The organism is Murinocardiopsis flavida (genome assembly GCF_003014485.1).
Lineage (GTDB): Bacteria > Actinomycetota > Actinomycetes > Streptosporangiales > Streptosporangiaceae > Murinocardiopsis > Murinocardiopsis flavida.
Window position 1 is genome coordinate 12,633 of record NZ_PYGA01000031.1, and the last position, 12,923, is coordinate 25,555.

A 12,923-nucleotide genomic window follows, 5' to 3' on the forward strand; every position below is an offset into this window, starting at 1 on the left:
CCATGTCGCCTCGATGGGAACCAGACCCTGATATCCGCCGTGGTCGCAGCGTCGTCCACACGCTGCACGCGCATCTGGTCTTCGTCCCGAGGTACCGGCGCGGAGTCTTCACCGACGAGATCCTGACCAGGTGCGAAGAGATCATGAGGCAGGTGTGCGCCAAGGCGAACGTGGAGCTGTGCGAGTTCAACGGCGAGCGTGATCACGTCCACCTGCTCATCCACTACCCGCCGCAGGTCAAGCTGTCCGCGCTCGTCGGCTCGCTCAAGGGCGTCTCCGCCCACTACCTGCGCAAGGAGTACGCCGACCACATCAAGCGGTACCTGTGGGGCGAGCACTTCTGGTCCCCCTCGTACTTCGCCGCGTCCGCAGGCGGCGCACCGCTCGTCGTGGTGAAGGAGTACATCGAGGACCAGAAGCGCCCTGGCTGAGGTGGACAGTGCAGACCCGTGGTTCGGTGCGGGTCACCCCTATCGAGAGAAGCCATTCCTCCCGAGCCCTAAAGGGCCGGGATTCCTGGCTAGATCACGTTGAACCGGCGTTCGGCCGGCGCGGTGGAACGCGCGCGGCCCGGCGAACGCCGCACTGCGCGAACTGGAGTCCATGCACCTGGTCGGGCAGCCCGTTCCCGGCCGGTTCGGCCAGCACGACCTGGTCCGGGCCTTCGCAGCAGATCGCGCGCTCGGCGGGCCGGACGAGGCGGACCTGGACGGTGCGCGGCTGCGGCTGGTCGACTACTACCTGCACACCGCCAACCTCGCCGACCGCCGCCTCGACCCGCAGCGCGCGCACGTCGACCCCGAGGGACCCCCGGACGGCTGCCGGCCGGACACTCCGGCCGATGAGGGTGCGGCCGCGGCATGGCTGGAACGCGAACACCGCTGCCTGATGGCGGCCCAGCGCATGGCCGCCGACCGCGGCTGGGACACCCGGGCCTGGCAGCTGGCGCGCGTGCTCGACACCTTCCACTGGCGGCAGGGCCGCGTCGGCGACCACCGCGCGGCGTGGCGGATCGGGCTGGTCGCCGCAACGCGCTCCGGCGACCTCGCCGCGCAGACGCTCGCGCACCGCAACCTCGGCCAGATCCACATGCAGGCGCGGGAGTACGCGGAGGGCCGGCACCACCTCACCGAGGCGCTGGCCCTGGCGCGGCGCTCGGGCGACCGCATGACCGGCGCCCACATCCACCTGGTGCTGGTCCGCGCCCACGCCGAGGACGGTGCCCCGGAGACGGGGGCGCGGCACGGCGAGCAGGCGCTCGCGCTCTACCGCGAGCTGGGCGCGGCCGGCTGGGAGGCGAGCGCCCGCAACCAGCTCGGTGTGCTCGCCCTCCAACGCGGCCTCCTGGCGCAGGCCCGCGAGCACTGCGAGGCCGCGCTCGCCCTGCACCGCGGGCAGGCGGGGCGCTCGGGCGAAGCCGAGACGCTGGACAGCCTCGGGTCGATCGCCCACGCCCGGCAGGACTACGAGGCCGCCGCCGACTACTACCACCGCGCCCTGGACCTCACCCGGGAGCTGGGCCACGCCGCCCTCCAGGCCGACGCGCTGGCCGGGCTCGGGGCAGCCTGCGCCGCGGCCGGCCGGTCCGCCGACGCGCAGCGGAGCTGGCACAAGGCGGCCGCGCTCTACCGCGCCCAGCAGCGCACCGCCGAGGCCGACGAGGTCGGCGCCCGCCTGGCGCGGCTCGGCTGAGGCGGCCGACCGGACCGGACGGGGGACCCGCGGTGCCCGCCTCCTGCATCCGGCCCGGCGTCCGGCCTGGCATCCGGCCCGGCGTCCGGCCCGGCGTCCGGTCCTGCGGAGCTCGGCCGCCGGACCGCCCGGCGTCCGCCGCGGCGCGGGCCCGTCAGCCGGTCCAGACGACCGGGCCGTCACTGTACGCGTCGCCCTCGTCGAACTCCGCGCCCGTGACGGGCGACCCCGTCGAGGCACTGAGCGAGCAGGTCTCGTAGGTCGCGCCCTTGGTGGTGAACTCGGCGGGCGCGGCTTCGTTGTCGCACTTGCCCGGGATGTCGCCCATCAGCACGACGCCCGTGCCGGTACCGCCCGCCAGCACGCCGTTCAGCTTCAGCGACGCGTGCGCCAGGTCGGTGCCGCCGACGTTCTCCACCGTCATCTTGATGAAGTAGGGCGTCATCCCCTTCGCCTTCTCGCCGAAGGGGGCCATGTCGGCCTCGGTGCCCTTCTCGACCGCCGTGACGGTCACGGCGATGGTGCCCTTCTTGTCGCTCGTGTACTCGAACGGCAGGACGGCCTTGTCGCCGACCTTGAGTTCCGTGCCCGGCGCGGTGGCGTCGCCCGCGGCCGAGCCGCCGCTGTCGTCGCCGGTGTCGGCGGGCGCGCTCTCGCCGCCCGGCGCGGCGGAGTCCGACGTCTCCGGCGAGTCCTGCGCCGGCGGTGCCGAGTCATCGCCGCCGCAGGCGGAGAGCCCGAGCCCGATGGTGGCCAGAGCAGCCGCGAACACGATGCGTCCCTTGTGCACTACTACCTCGCTGGAAGACCAGAACCGTCCGATACGACGGCTCTTGAATGGATTCGGGAATGGGCCGGCGACGCGGCCGGGCACGCCGCAGCGGCACGCCGGCGGAATTGCGGCGCGGGCGAGCACTGCGGTGCCGACGAGCACTGTGGCACCGCCCGGAATACGGCCGGTACACGCCGGGAACACGCGGCGGAAGGGCCGGGTCAGCGGATCGCGGCCCGCAGGATGGCGGCCTCGCCGGCCAGGCGGTCCGCCGCTGCGTCGTCGCCCGCCGCCGCCTTCAGCCGGGCGAGCCGGTCGAGCACACCGGCGAGCAGGTACGGGTAGTCGATGCCGCGGGCCACCTCGACCGCGTGCTCCCCCTGGCGGATCGCCGCGTGCAGGGCATGGGCGTCGTACAGGCGCGGGTCGAGCAGGTCGACGAGGACACGGGTCTCGAACATCGGGTCGTGCAGGGCGCGCGCGACCTCGACGCCTTCGAGGAGGCGCCGGCGCGCATCGGCGTGCTCGCCGCGGGCCAGGTGCAGGCAGCCCCAGGCGTGGGCCGTGTAGAACTCGCCCGAAGCTCCGATGTCCCCGGCGTACGCGGCCAGTTCGGTGAACGCCTCCTCCGCCGCCGCATGGCGGCCGAGCGCGAGCTGCGCCTGCCCGAGCCAGTAGGTGTCCCGCGCGATCAGGGTCCGGATCTTCAGGTCCCGCGCCCCGGCGACGATCTCCGTGAGGACCTCCACCGCGGCCTCTGGCCGTCCCGCCTGGAGGTGGGAGAGGCCGACCTGGGAGTACGCGTGCAGCGCCGCCGCGGTCTGCCCGCCGGCGACGAGCCGTTCGCGGGCCTCGCGTCCCGCCGCGATCGCCTCGCTCAACCGCCCGTTGGGCACGAGGAGGAACGGCGCGTTGGTCAGCGCCTCCAGGTAGCCCCGCGCGTCCCCGATCCGCTCGAACAGGCGCATGGCCTCGGTGTTGGACGCCTCGGCGGGGCCGTACCGGCGCTGGGCGTAGCGCAGTCCGGCCATCGAGATGAGCAGCCTGGCCCGGCCCCCCACGTTCCCGGCGGCCGTGGCCACGGCCATCGCCGTCTCGTAGCACTCCTGCCAGTCGTCGAAGTACCGCTCGGTCTCGAACAGCGCCTGCCCGCCCGCTGCAAGCTCCCAGCAGAGCTGGTCCCAGCCCAGTTCCGCGGCCTGCCGCACGCCCGCCACCAGCGGGATCCGCTCCGAATCCAGCACGGCCATCGACGAGGCGGCGGGCGGCAGGCTCGCCTGCACCCGCTCCGGCCGCCACCGGGGCGCGTCCCGCTGGAAGATGTTCTGCCCCATGTGGTCGAGGTCGGCGATGTCGGTGAGGGCCAGGAGGGCGCCGAGGACGCGGGCGACGGCCGCGTGCCGGGCCTCCGCCGGGTCCTCCGCCTCCGCGCGCTCCCGCGCGTACGCGCGGATCAGGTCGTGGAATCCGTAGCGCGCCTGCCCGTTCGGCGTTCCGGTGACGTCGAGCAGGTGGACGTCGACCAGCGCGTCGAGGAGTTCCTGGGCGGCGCACAGGTCGGTGTCGAGCGCTGCGGCCGCCGCCCAGAGCGGGAAGTCGGGCGCGTCCAGGAGCCCGAGGAGCCGGAACAGCCGCCGCGCGTCGGGCCGGAGCCCCTTGTAGCTCAGTCCGAAGCTGGCCCGCACCTCGAGATCGCGGTAGCGGAGCGCGTCCAGCCGGTGCTGCTCGTCCGCCAACCGCGACACGAGGTCCGCGAGGCGCCAATGCGGCCGCGACACCAGGAGCGAGCCTGCGATCCGCAGCGCGAGCGGCAGCCGCGCGCACAGCCGCACCAGGTCGGCCAGCTCCGCCCGGGGTGCCGCGGCCAACCGGCCGTCCACGGTGGTGCGCAGCATGTCCAGGCTGTCGGCTTCGGACATCTCGCGGAGCTCGACCCGGTGCGCGCCGCCGAGACCGCCCAGCCGCACGCGGCCGGTGACGATCACCCCGCACGTCCCGCTCGCCGGCATCAGGAGAGCCAGCTGCTCCTCGTCGAGCGCGTCGTCGAGCACCACCAGGATCCGGCGCTCCGCGAGCATGCCCCGGTAGAGGTCGGTGCGCTCCGCCGGGTCGTCCGGCACCGCGGTGGCCGGCACCCCCAGCGCACGGAGGAAGCGGCCGAGCACGGTGGCCGGGTCGACCGGCTGGGCGCGGGCGCCGGCCAGCGCCGCGAACAGCTGCCCGTCGGAGTAGGCGGCCCTGAGGCGGTGCGCGGCCTGCACCCCGAGCGCGGTCTTGCCGATCCCGCCCGGGCCCGAGATCGTCACCACGGCGGACGGTTCATCGGCGGCGCGGTCCTTGCGGAGCACGGCCTCGATCTCCGCCAGCTCCATCTGCTGCCCGGTGAAGTCGCCGAGCGCCGGGGGCAGCATCCGGGCGTTGGCGGTGGCCCGGTGCCCCCGCGCCTCGGTCGTGACCTCGGGGTCCAGCGCGGGGTCCTCGCCGAGGATGGCCTGGTGCAGGTCCCGCAGCTGCTGCCCGGGCTCCAGCCCGGCCTCCTCGGCCAGGACGTCGCGGACCTGGAGGTAGGCCAGCAGCGCGTCCGCCCGCCGGCCGCAGCGGTACAGCGCGAGCATGAGCTGGGCCCACATCCGCTCGCGGAACGGGTGCTCCATCGTCAGCGCGGTCAGCTCGCCGAGAAGCCCGCCGTGCCGGGCGAGCCGGAGGTCGACGTCGATCCGCTCTTCGAGGACACCGAGCCGCAGTTCGTCGAGGCGGGTGGCCTCGGCCGTCAGCGCGGGGGAGTCGGCGATTCCGGCGAACGCGGGCCCCCGCCAGAGTCCCAGGGCTTCGCCGAAGAGGGCGCGCGACCGGTCGGGGTCGTCGGCCGCCAGCGCCGTTCGGGCCGTGTCCGCCAGATCCTCGAAGCGCGCCGCGTCCAGCTCGCCGCGGTCGGCGCGCAGCAGATAACCGGAGCCCTCTCTGGTGATGCGCCCCGGATCGCCCAGCAGCCGCCGGAGCCGGTGGACGTAGGTCTGCACGTTCTTCGCGGCGCTCTTCGGCCGTGCCGCGCCCCAGATCGCCTCGGCCAGCGCGTCATCGTCGACCGGTCGTCCCCGGCGGCTCAGCAGCACCGCCAGCAGCAGCCGCCCTTTGGGCGTGCCGAGGTCCAGCGCCACGCCATTCCGCCGCACGGTCAGCGGGCCCAGCACCCCGAAGTCCACAGCCGCCCTCCCGCCTACGGCGCAACTGTAACGGTCACCGGCCCGGCGGCGGCCCGGCACCGGCCCGGCGGAGATCCCGCCCCGGATTCCGCTTGCCAAGGACTCACTAGTAAGTGCTACTGTGTAGTGGTACTCGGTACTACAAGGTACTCGATGGCTGAAGAGGACCACGATGGACGACCTGACGGAGATGCTGAAAGGCACGCTCGAAGGCTGCGTGCTCGAAATCATCGGCAGCGAGGAGACCTATGGGTACGCCATTACGCGTCGGCTGAACGAACTCGGATTCGCCGACGTCGTCGAGGGGACCGTTTACACCATCCTGCTGCGGCTGGAGAAGAACGGATTCGTCCAGGTGACGAAACGGCCGTCCGGGCAGGGGCCGCCGCGCAAGTTCTATGCGCTCAATGACGCGGGGCGCGACGAACTCGCAGCATTCTGGGTGAAATGGGAGTACGTGACGGAACGGATCGCCAAGCTCAAGGAGGGCGGGAAATGAACTTCTGGGACACCGTAACGGGTAACGACCTCACAAGGGAATGGAAGGAGTTCGAGGTCCGGGCCGCGGCATTGCCGGCCGAATACCGGGCGGCCTGGGAAGAGATCAAGGGGCAACTCTCGCACTACTCGGATTTCACCGGTCGCAACCTGTCGCCGATCGTCGACAATGCTCTGGGGCTGCTCGAAGAGACGGCGTCCGACGGGCTCGGCATTCACGAGGTGCTGGGCGACGACATCGCGGGATTCTGCGCGGCACTGGCCGGCGGGGAGCGGTCCCGGAGCTATCGCGACCGGTGGCGGGAGCAGTTGAACAGGAACGTCGCGCGCAAATTGGGCCGGCTGGGAGGCTGACGTGGGCATTCAGGACATCATCGAGGGAAAGAAGCAGTGGCGCGCGCACATGGCGCGGGTCAAGGCCCTCCCGCCGGACTACCAGATCGTCTACAAGGAAATGCAGAGATACCTCTTCAAGGTGGGTCCGATCGACCTGCCCGACGGCCCCCTGCTCCCGGGGATCGTCGATTTCTTCGAGGAAGGCGCCGCGTCCGGAAAGGGGGTCCTGGAACTCATCGGCACCGATGTCGCCGCGTTCGCCGACGAGCTGATCAAGGACTCGACCACCTACGCGGACCTCTATCAGGATTCCATCAGCGGAAAACCCGGCACGGCCGAGAAGTAACACCCCCGGTGCCGACGGGGCCCTCCGGCGGATGATCCGAAGGAGGGCATCGGCCCCTGCGACGCCCTCGCGGCGATGGGCCGCCCCGAGCGGGCACGGCCGACCGATTCCCTCGGTGCCGGCACCCGTGCGAAAAATCGAAACGAGAAAAGGATATCTGAAATGACGGTAAATCAGGGCCGCGGAAACTCCTCCGTGAGCGGTGGCGGACACGACCTCGAAAACGGTGTGGCGGAAGGCTGGGGCAAGGTCGCCGACGCGTTCCGCGCGAACTTCGAGTCCCCCGGCGAGGTCGGCGCGGCGTGCAGCGTCTACGTGGGCGGCCGCCCCGTCGCCAACCTGTGGGGCGGGCTCGCCGATCGCGAGACGAACCGGCCGTGGCGCGAGAGCACCATCGTCCAGGTAGCGTCCACGACGAAGGGCGCCACCGCGATCTGCGCCCACATGCTGGCGCAGCGCGGCGAGCTGGATCTGGACGCCCCGGTAATCCGGTACTGGCCGGAGTTCGGCGCCAACGGCAAGGAACAGATCACCGTGCGCTGGCTGCTTTCGCACCAGGCCGGTCTCCCGGTCGTCGACGGGCCGCTGACGTTCGAGCAGGCGTGCGCGTGGCACCCGGTCATCCGTGCGATCGAGGCGCAGAAGCCCATGTGGCAGCCGGGCACCGAGCACGCCTACCACGCCGTCACCTACGGGTTCCTGGTCGGGGAGGTCGTGCGCCGGATCACCGGCAAGTCGCTCGGCACGTTCTTCGCCGAGGAGGTGGCCGCCCCTCTCGGCCTGAGCGCCTGGATCGGGCTGCCCGAGGAACACGAGGAACGGGTGGCCCAGGTCCACTACGCCGATGCGTTCAGCGTGGAGGAGCTGCTCGCCGGGCTGGTCGCGTCCACGGGGCTCGATTCGGAGACGGTCACCGCGTGGGTCGAGTCCATGTGGACCCCGGGCTCGATCCAGATGCTCGCCGGCGGTCTCGGCGGCGCCCTGGACAACGCGTCCGGGGACTACACGGTGACGCGCGCCTGGCGCGCGGCGGAGTTCCCGGCCGCGAACATGATCGCGGACGCGCACTCGCTGGCGCGGATGTACGCCGCCACGGTCAGCGACGTCGACGGGGTGCGGCTGCTCGATCCGGCGACGGTCGAGAGGGCGACAGCCGTCCAGACCGACACGACGCGGATGCACGGCCTGCCTCCCGGCCTGGACGTCCCCGCCGACCGCTCCTTCTACATGTCGCTGGGGTTCTGGCGGGCGTGCACCCCGATGCCGATGGTCGGGCCGGGGTCGTTCGGCCACCCGGGCTCCGGCGGATCGATCGCCCTCGGCGACCCCGATTCCGGTGTCGGCTTCTGCTACGTCACGAACCTGTGGAATTTCCGGTCCGACGACCCGCGGGCGTCGAACCTGGCCGCGGCCGTCCGGTCCTGCCTCGGCTGAGACGGCTCACGGGCACGGGTCCGGGTCTGCGCGCGCCGCTGAAGGCACTCCGGCCCGACCCGGCGAAGCCCGCGACGCCTGCCGCGGAACGGCGTCCGAATCTCTCGATCACCTCGCTGCCGACACCACGGCAGGCGCGCCGGGCCCCTCTCCTCACACCGGACCGTTGGCGGTGAGCCATTCATCGAGGTCCGATGCCGCGTCCGCGACGGTCTCGCCTTGCACGGCGAGCCCGTCGCGGACCTCGGTGCCGGGGAGGGATCGCCGGTAGTCCTCGTCGACGCCGCTCATGCCGCTGACGGCGTAGGTGACGAACGGCAGGACCGTCGCACCGGTGAGGTCGACGGCGTCGATGAAGGTGGACATGATCATCGGGGCCCGGCTCCCCCGGACCGGGCTGCCGAGGAGCACGGTGCCGTAACCGCTGACGTCCGGCGGCGGGTTCGCGATCGCCGGGCGGGCGTCGTCCTCCTGCTCTCGGGAGCTGCGATCGACGGTCGGCTCGTACGCCCGCGGATACGGGTCGGCGGGTGTGATCTCGTAGGGGCGGTCACCCTGGATGCGTTCGGATGCGAAATCCCCGAGGCCTGAGCCCGGTGTCCGGGACACCCCGGGTATCTGCTCGGCGGAGTCGGCCGCGCCGCCGGACGCCGTGCGCCGGGTACGTCCGGCAGACCCCGGCCTGGGTTTGACCTTGTGATTAGGGAGTTAGCAAACTGCCTAAATGCTTGATGTCGACGTGCTGAAGGCGCTGGGCAGCGAGAAGCGCCTCGCGATCATGGAGTGGCTGCGCGACCCCGCCGCGCACTTCCCGCCGCAGCGCGACGGCGACCTCGTCGAGGTCGTCAGCGGATACGGGCAGTGGACCCATGCCGACCGCCGAATGTTCGGAGTGAGTCCTCACTCATTGACGGAGTGAGGGCTCACTCCGTATGCTTGCGGTCATGACGGATCCCAAGGAGAACCAGACCACCCGCCGCCGTGCCCCCGGCATGCTGCCCGAGGAGCGGCGCGCGATGATCATCCAGACCGCGATCCCGCTGATCGCCGAGTACGGCTCCGCCGTGACCACCGCGAAGATCGCCCGCGCCGCGGGTATCGGCGAAGGCACGATCTTCCGGGTCTTCGCCGACAAGGACGAACTGCTGCACGCCTGCCTGGCGGAGGCCCTCTCCCCGGAGCACGCGGTTCGCGAGCTCGGCGCGATCGACATATCCCAGCCGCTGCCCGACCGGCTCGTCGAGGCGGCCCAGGCGTTGCAGGCGCACCTGTCCCGCATGGGCGCGATCGCCGGCTCGCTGCACGCCTCCGGGCACCGCGGCGGCAAGCACCCCGGCACGGTGCGCGGCGCGGGCCGCGAGGAGTCGGCGACCCGCATCCGCACGGCCCTCGCGGAGCTGCTGGAGCCCGACCAGGCCGCCTTGCACCTTCCGCCGGAGCAGACCGCCGCCCTCTTCTTCGGGCTGCTCTTCACCTGGTCGCACATGGAGGACGAGCAGGGGCCGACCACGCAGGAGCTGGTGCAGATCTTCCTGCACGGCGCGATCGCGGGCGGTGCCGAATGAGCGTGCGCAGAGGGCGATTGAGGGCTTCGGGCCTGGCGGTCCTGGCGCCCGTCCTGGTGTGGCTGGTCGCCGACCCGCTGCTGGGGCACCGGCTGCGGATCATCGACGGCGAGCAGACGCTCGACATCGGCGCGGTGCCGGTGGCGATGGTCGCGCTGTTGGCGGCCCTCGCGGGCTGGGGGCTGCTGGCCGCCCTGGAGCGGTTCTGGGCGCGGCGCGCCCGCGCCGTCTGGATCGGGGCGGCCGTCGCCGTACTGGCCGTGTCCTTCCTGCCGTTGACCGGCGACGGCATGGACGGCGGCACCCGGGTCGCCCTGTCCCTGATGCACCTGGCGGTGGCGGCGGTACTGATCCCGGGCATGCGCACGAAGGACACCGCTGCGGCGGTGACACCGGTACCGAGTACACCGTGAACAGCACCGGACGGCGGCGGCCCGGCCAAGGCTGTTCGGAGCCGACCCGTCGGCCGGCGCGCCGCAAGCAGGTACGACGAGATCCTCGCGCCGTGCCGCGGCGGCGCCGATACCGGTACCTGGTGCGGTGACCGGGAACCGGCGGTGCTGTACTGGGCGGCGCCACCGGGACCCCACGTGCGCGGCGCATCCTGGGCCCGGCGGCGCCGCCGGGGGCACGGTGCCCGCCGGTATGCGGTCGCGCACCGGGCGGACCGGGATCGAAAAGGACGAGGACTCGGGATGCTGGCACGGTTCGGCGGACTGAACGCGGTGCTGACCGCGCTGACGGCGGTCACGGCGCTCTACTTCGCGCTGGTCGTCTTCGGCAACGTCACCGACTTCGGTACCAACCACGCGTTCGTCCGGCACGTGCTGGCCATGGACACCACCTTCGGCGATCCCGACGTGACCTGGCGGGCGATCACCGATCCGGCGCTCGTCCTCGCCGCCTACCTGTGCGTGATCGTGTGGGAGGCGGCGACAGCGGTCGTGCTCGTAGTCGCCGCCGGCAGCTGGCTGGCGGTACTCGCCGGGCGGAGTACCGCCGACAGCGCGCGCCGCTGGTCCAGTCTCGGTTGGACCATGGCCGTTCTGCTCTTCGGCGGCGGGTTCATCGTCATCGGCGGCGAGTGGTTCCAGATGTGGCAGTCGGAGGACTGGAACGGACTCCAGGCCGCCATGCAGAACTTCCTGGTCGCCGGGGTGGGCCTCATCCTCGTCCATCTCCCCGGCCCGCCCGCCGCACGCCCCGGGCCCCATGCGGAACAACGTCCCGGATAAGGCGTTCAGGACGTCCGAGCCCGAACCGCGGCTCGTACAGCGAATTCGGCGGGACCTCCGCGCGGCCGTGTGCGCAACGGCCGCGCGCATTCCCACTCCATCGAAACCAGCGACCGGTGCGTCTGCGCTCGGCGAATTGAGGGAACACGACATTGGGCGACATGCGGCGCATACCGACCGGTTCCAGCGGGGGCGCAACAGGCTGGTGGCGTGCTGCCGCGATCTACCAGATCTACGTGCGCAGCTTCGCCGACGCCGACGGCGACGGAACTGGCGACCTGGCAGGCGTGCGCGAGCGCCTGCCATGGCTGGCCGCACTCGGGATCGACGCCGTGTGGCTGACACCGTTCTACGACTCACCGATGGCCGACGGCGGATACGACGTCGCCGACTACCGCGCCGTCGACCCCCGCTTCGGCACCCTGGCCGATTTCGACCGCATGCTCGCCACCGCGCACGGCCTGGGCCTGCGGGTGATCGTCGACATCGTGCCCAACCACACCTCGTCCGAGCACCGCTGGTTCGCCGAAGCGCTGGAGGCCGGCCCCGGCTCCGCCGCCCGCAAGCGGTACATCTTCCGCGACGGCCGCGGGCCCGACGGGGCGGAGCCGCCGAACGACTGGCCGTCCATCTTCGGCGGCCGGGCCTGGACCCGGCTGCGGCGCCCGGACGGCACCCCCGAGGAGTGGTACCTGCACCTGTTCGATCCGGCGCAGCCGGACCTGAACTGGGACAACCCGGAGGTGCGGGCCGAGTTCGAGGACGTGCTGCGATTCTGGCTGGATCGGGGCGTCGACGGGTTCCGCATCGACGTCGCCCACGGCCTCGTCAAGCCCGAGGGCCTGCCCGACATGCCGAAGGGCTACGAGCTGAGTCGGCCGGACAACCGCGAGATGCGCCGCCCCTACTTCGACCAGGACGGGGTCCACGAGATCTACCGCCAGTGGCGCAGGATCCTGGACTCCTACCCCGGCGAACGCGTGGCCGTGGCCGAGGCGAAGGCCGCCACCCCCGCGCGGGCCGCGCTCTACCTGCGCCCCGACGAACTGCACCAGGCGTTCAACTTCGACTACCTCGGGGCGCCTTGGCAGGCTCCGGTCCTGCGCCGAATCATCGACGCCTCGCTTCAGGCCAACGCATCAGTCGACGCGCCGACCACGTGGGCGCTGTCGAACCACGACGTGGTGCGGCAGGTCACCCGCTTCGGTGGGGGCGAGCCGGGCCTGCGCCGAGCGCGCGCCGCTGCGCTGCTGACCCTGGCGCTGCCGGGAGCGGTCTACCTGTACCAGGGTGAGGAGCTCGGGCTTCCCGAAGTCCTCGACCTGCCGGAGGAGGTGCTGGAGGACCCGGCCTGGGAGCGGTCCGGCCGCACCGACCGCGGGCGTGACGGCTGCCGTGTGCCGCTGCCCTGGGAGGGGCCCACGGCCCCGTTCGGGTTCGGCCCTGTCGGCACGAAGCCGTGGCTGCCGGTCCCCGAGGGGTGGCGCCGGCTCAGCCGCGAGGTTCAGGCGTCGACCCCGGGATCGACGCTCGAGCTCTACACCACTGCACTGCGGCTGCGGCGCGAGCTGCCCGCGCTCGGCGCGGGCACCGGCGGCATCGACTGGCTGAGCGATCCAGCCGCCGACGTGCTCACTTTCGCCCGCTCTCCCGGCTTCGCCTGCGTGGTGAACTTCGGCGCCATGCCGATTCGGCCCCCGCTCGCCGGTGAACCGCTGCTCTCCAGCGCTCCGGTTGCCGCTGAGGACGACGGGTCGATCAGAGTCCCGCCCGACACCGCGGTGTGGCTGCGCGCCGCGGCAGCCGCCTGACGCGGTCGGCCTTCGCCTGGACGGCCCGAGA

General features: G+C 72.2%; 14 protein-coding genes. 11 read left to right on the forward strand and 3 right to left on the reverse strand.

What is annotated here, in order from left to right:
• Positions 1-2: 2 nt before the first annotated feature.
• Together tnpA and CLV63_RS29470 are read left to right on the forward strand one after the other, a co-directional pair.
• Positions 3-431 carry an IS200/IS605 family transposase gene (gene tnpA, locus CLV63_RS29465; protein ID WP_106586522.1) on the forward strand — a complete coding sequence of 143 codons (429 nt, stop codon included), beginning with the start codon at positions 3-5 and terminating at the stop codon, positions 429-431.
• A gap of 172 nt (positions 432-603) precedes the next feature.
• Complete coding sequence (locus tag CLV63_RS29470) at positions 604-1,692, forward strand: tetratricopeptide repeat protein (protein ID WP_106586523.1); 1,089 nt, start codon at positions 604-606, stop codon at positions 1,690-1,692.
• Positions 1,693-1,846: 154 nt separating this feature from the next.
• On the opposite strand, the gene CLV63_RS29480 is transcribed toward CLV63_RS29470, so the two are convergent.
• On the reverse strand, positions 1,847-2,464 hold the full coding sequence (locus CLV63_RS29480) for a hypothetical protein (RefSeq protein WP_211301536.1): 618 nt from the start codon (positions 2,462-2,464) through the stop codon (positions 1,847-1,849).
• Between the two features lie 221 nt (positions 2,465-2,685).
• Positions 2,686-5,667: an AfsR/SARP family transcriptional regulator gene (locus tag CLV63_RS29485; RefSeq protein ID WP_170134370.1), complete on the reverse strand. Its 2,982-nt coding sequence runs from the start codon at positions 5,665-5,667 to the stop codon at positions 2,686-2,688.
• 172 nt (positions 5,668-5,839) lie between these two features.
• Here CLV63_RS29485 and CLV63_RS29490 point away from each other — a divergent pair, with 172 nt between their 5' ends.
• From CLV63_RS29490 to CLV63_RS29505, 4 genes are all read left to right on the forward strand, one after another.
• Positions 5,840-6,166, forward strand: a complete 327-nt coding sequence (locus tag CLV63_RS29490) for a PadR family transcriptional regulator (RefSeq protein ID WP_106586562.1) — start codon at positions 5,840-5,842, stop codon at positions 6,164-6,166.
• Positions 6,163-6,519, forward strand: coding sequence for a DUF1048 domain-containing protein (locus CLV63_RS29495; RefSeq protein ID WP_106586526.1), 357 nt, complete (start codon positions 6,163-6,165; stop codon positions 6,517-6,519). The genes CLV63_RS29490 and CLV63_RS29495 overlap by 4 nt, the downstream gene beginning before the upstream one ends.
• Position 6,520: 1 nt before the next feature.
• On the forward strand, positions 6,521-6,847 hold the full coding sequence (locus CLV63_RS29500; RefSeq protein WP_106586527.1) for a DUF1048 domain-containing protein: 327 nt from the start codon (positions 6,521-6,523) through the stop codon (positions 6,845-6,847).
• A 162-nt stretch (positions 6,848-7,009) separates the two neighbouring features.
• Positions 7,010-8,281, forward strand: coding sequence for a serine hydrolase domain-containing protein (locus tag CLV63_RS29505; RefSeq protein WP_106586528.1), 1,272 nt, complete (start codon positions 7,010-7,012; stop codon positions 8,279-8,281).
• Positions 8,282-8,434: 153 nt separating this feature from the next.
• Here the strand turns inward: CLV63_RS29505 and CLV63_RS29510 are convergent, their stop codons facing one another.
• Positions 8,435-8,890 carry a flavodoxin gene (locus CLV63_RS29510; RefSeq protein ID WP_211301537.1) on the reverse strand — a complete coding sequence of 152 codons (456 nt, stop codon included), beginning with the start codon at positions 8,888-8,890 and terminating at the stop codon, positions 8,435-8,437.
• A 115-nt stretch (positions 8,891-9,005) separates the two neighbouring features.
• On the opposite strand from CLV63_RS29510, the gene CLV63_RS34185 reads away from it, so the two are divergent.
• The 5 genes from CLV63_RS34185 to CLV63_RS29535 all read left to right on the forward strand — a co-directional run bounded on the left by CLV63_RS34185 (position 9,006) and on the right by CLV63_RS29535 (position 12,892).
• Entirely contained in the window at positions 9,006-9,200 is a 195-nt protein-coding gene (locus CLV63_RS34185; protein WP_211301538.1) for a hypothetical protein, read from the forward strand.
• Between the two features lie 25 nt (positions 9,201-9,225).
• Positions 9,226-9,846: a TetR/AcrR family transcriptional regulator gene (locus tag CLV63_RS29520; RefSeq protein ID WP_106586563.1), complete on the forward strand. Its 621-nt coding sequence runs from the start codon at positions 9,226-9,228 to the stop codon at positions 9,844-9,846.
• Positions 9,843-10,259: a DUF6069 family protein gene (locus tag CLV63_RS29525; RefSeq protein ID WP_106586530.1), complete on the forward strand. Its 417-nt coding sequence runs from the start codon at positions 9,843-9,845 to the stop codon at positions 10,257-10,259. Before CLV63_RS29520 ends, CLV63_RS29525 begins: the two co-directional genes overlap by 4 nt.
• Positions 10,260-10,541: 282 nt before the next feature.
• The gene (locus CLV63_RS29530; RefSeq protein WP_106586531.1) at positions 10,542-11,081 is read left to right on the forward strand and encodes a DUF2165 domain-containing protein; all 540 of its coding nucleotides are present in this window, start codon (positions 10,542-10,544) and stop codon (positions 11,079-11,081) included.
• A gap of 161 nt (positions 11,082-11,242) precedes the next feature.
• Positions 11,243-12,892 carry a glycoside hydrolase family 13 protein gene (locus CLV63_RS29535; RefSeq protein ID WP_106586532.1) on the forward strand — a complete coding sequence of 550 codons (1,650 nt, stop codon included), beginning with the start codon at positions 11,243-11,245 and terminating at the stop codon, positions 12,890-12,892.
• The last annotated feature ends 31 nt before the right edge of the window (positions 12,893-12,923 follow it).

What these genes read in the sequence shown, in the direction of transcription:
- tnpA (WP_106586522.1), top strand. Translation starts at nt 3, where the DNA reads ATGTCGCCTCGATGGGAACCAGACCCTGATATCCGCCGTGGTCGCAGC.
- CLV63_RS29470 (WP_106586523.1), top strand. Translation starts at nt 604, where the DNA reads ATGCACCTGGTCGGGCAGCCCGTTCCCGGCCGGTTCGGCCAGCACGAC.
- CLV63_RS29490 (WP_106586562.1), top strand. Translation starts at nt 5,840, where the DNA reads ATGGACGACCTGACGGAGATGCTGAAAGGCACGCTCGAAGGCTGCGTG.
- CLV63_RS29495 (WP_106586526.1), top strand. Translation starts at nt 6,163, where the DNA reads ATGAACTTCTGGGACACCGTAACGGGTAACGACCTCACAAGGGAATGG.
- CLV63_RS29505 (WP_106586528.1), top strand. Translation starts at nt 7,010, where the DNA reads ATGACGGTAAATCAGGGCCGCGGAAACTCCTCCGTGAGCGGTGGCGGA.
- CLV63_RS34185 (WP_211301538.1), top strand. Translation starts at nt 9,006, where the DNA reads ATGCTTGATGTCGACGTGCTGAAGGCGCTGGGCAGCGAGAAGCGCCTC.
- CLV63_RS29520 (WP_106586563.1), top strand. Translation starts at nt 9,226, where the DNA reads ATGACGGATCCCAAGGAGAACCAGACCACCCGCCGCCGTGCCCCCGGC.
- CLV63_RS29525 (WP_106586530.1), top strand. Translation starts at nt 9,843, where the DNA reads ATGAGCGTGCGCAGAGGGCGATTGAGGGCTTCGGGCCTGGCGGTCCTG.
- CLV63_RS29530 (WP_106586531.1), top strand. Translation starts at nt 10,542, where the DNA reads ATGCTGGCACGGTTCGGCGGACTGAACGCGGTGCTGACCGCGCTGACG.
- CLV63_RS29535 (WP_106586532.1), top strand. Translation starts at nt 11,243, where the DNA reads ATGCGGCGCATACCGACCGGTTCCAGCGGGGGCGCAACAGGCTGGTGG.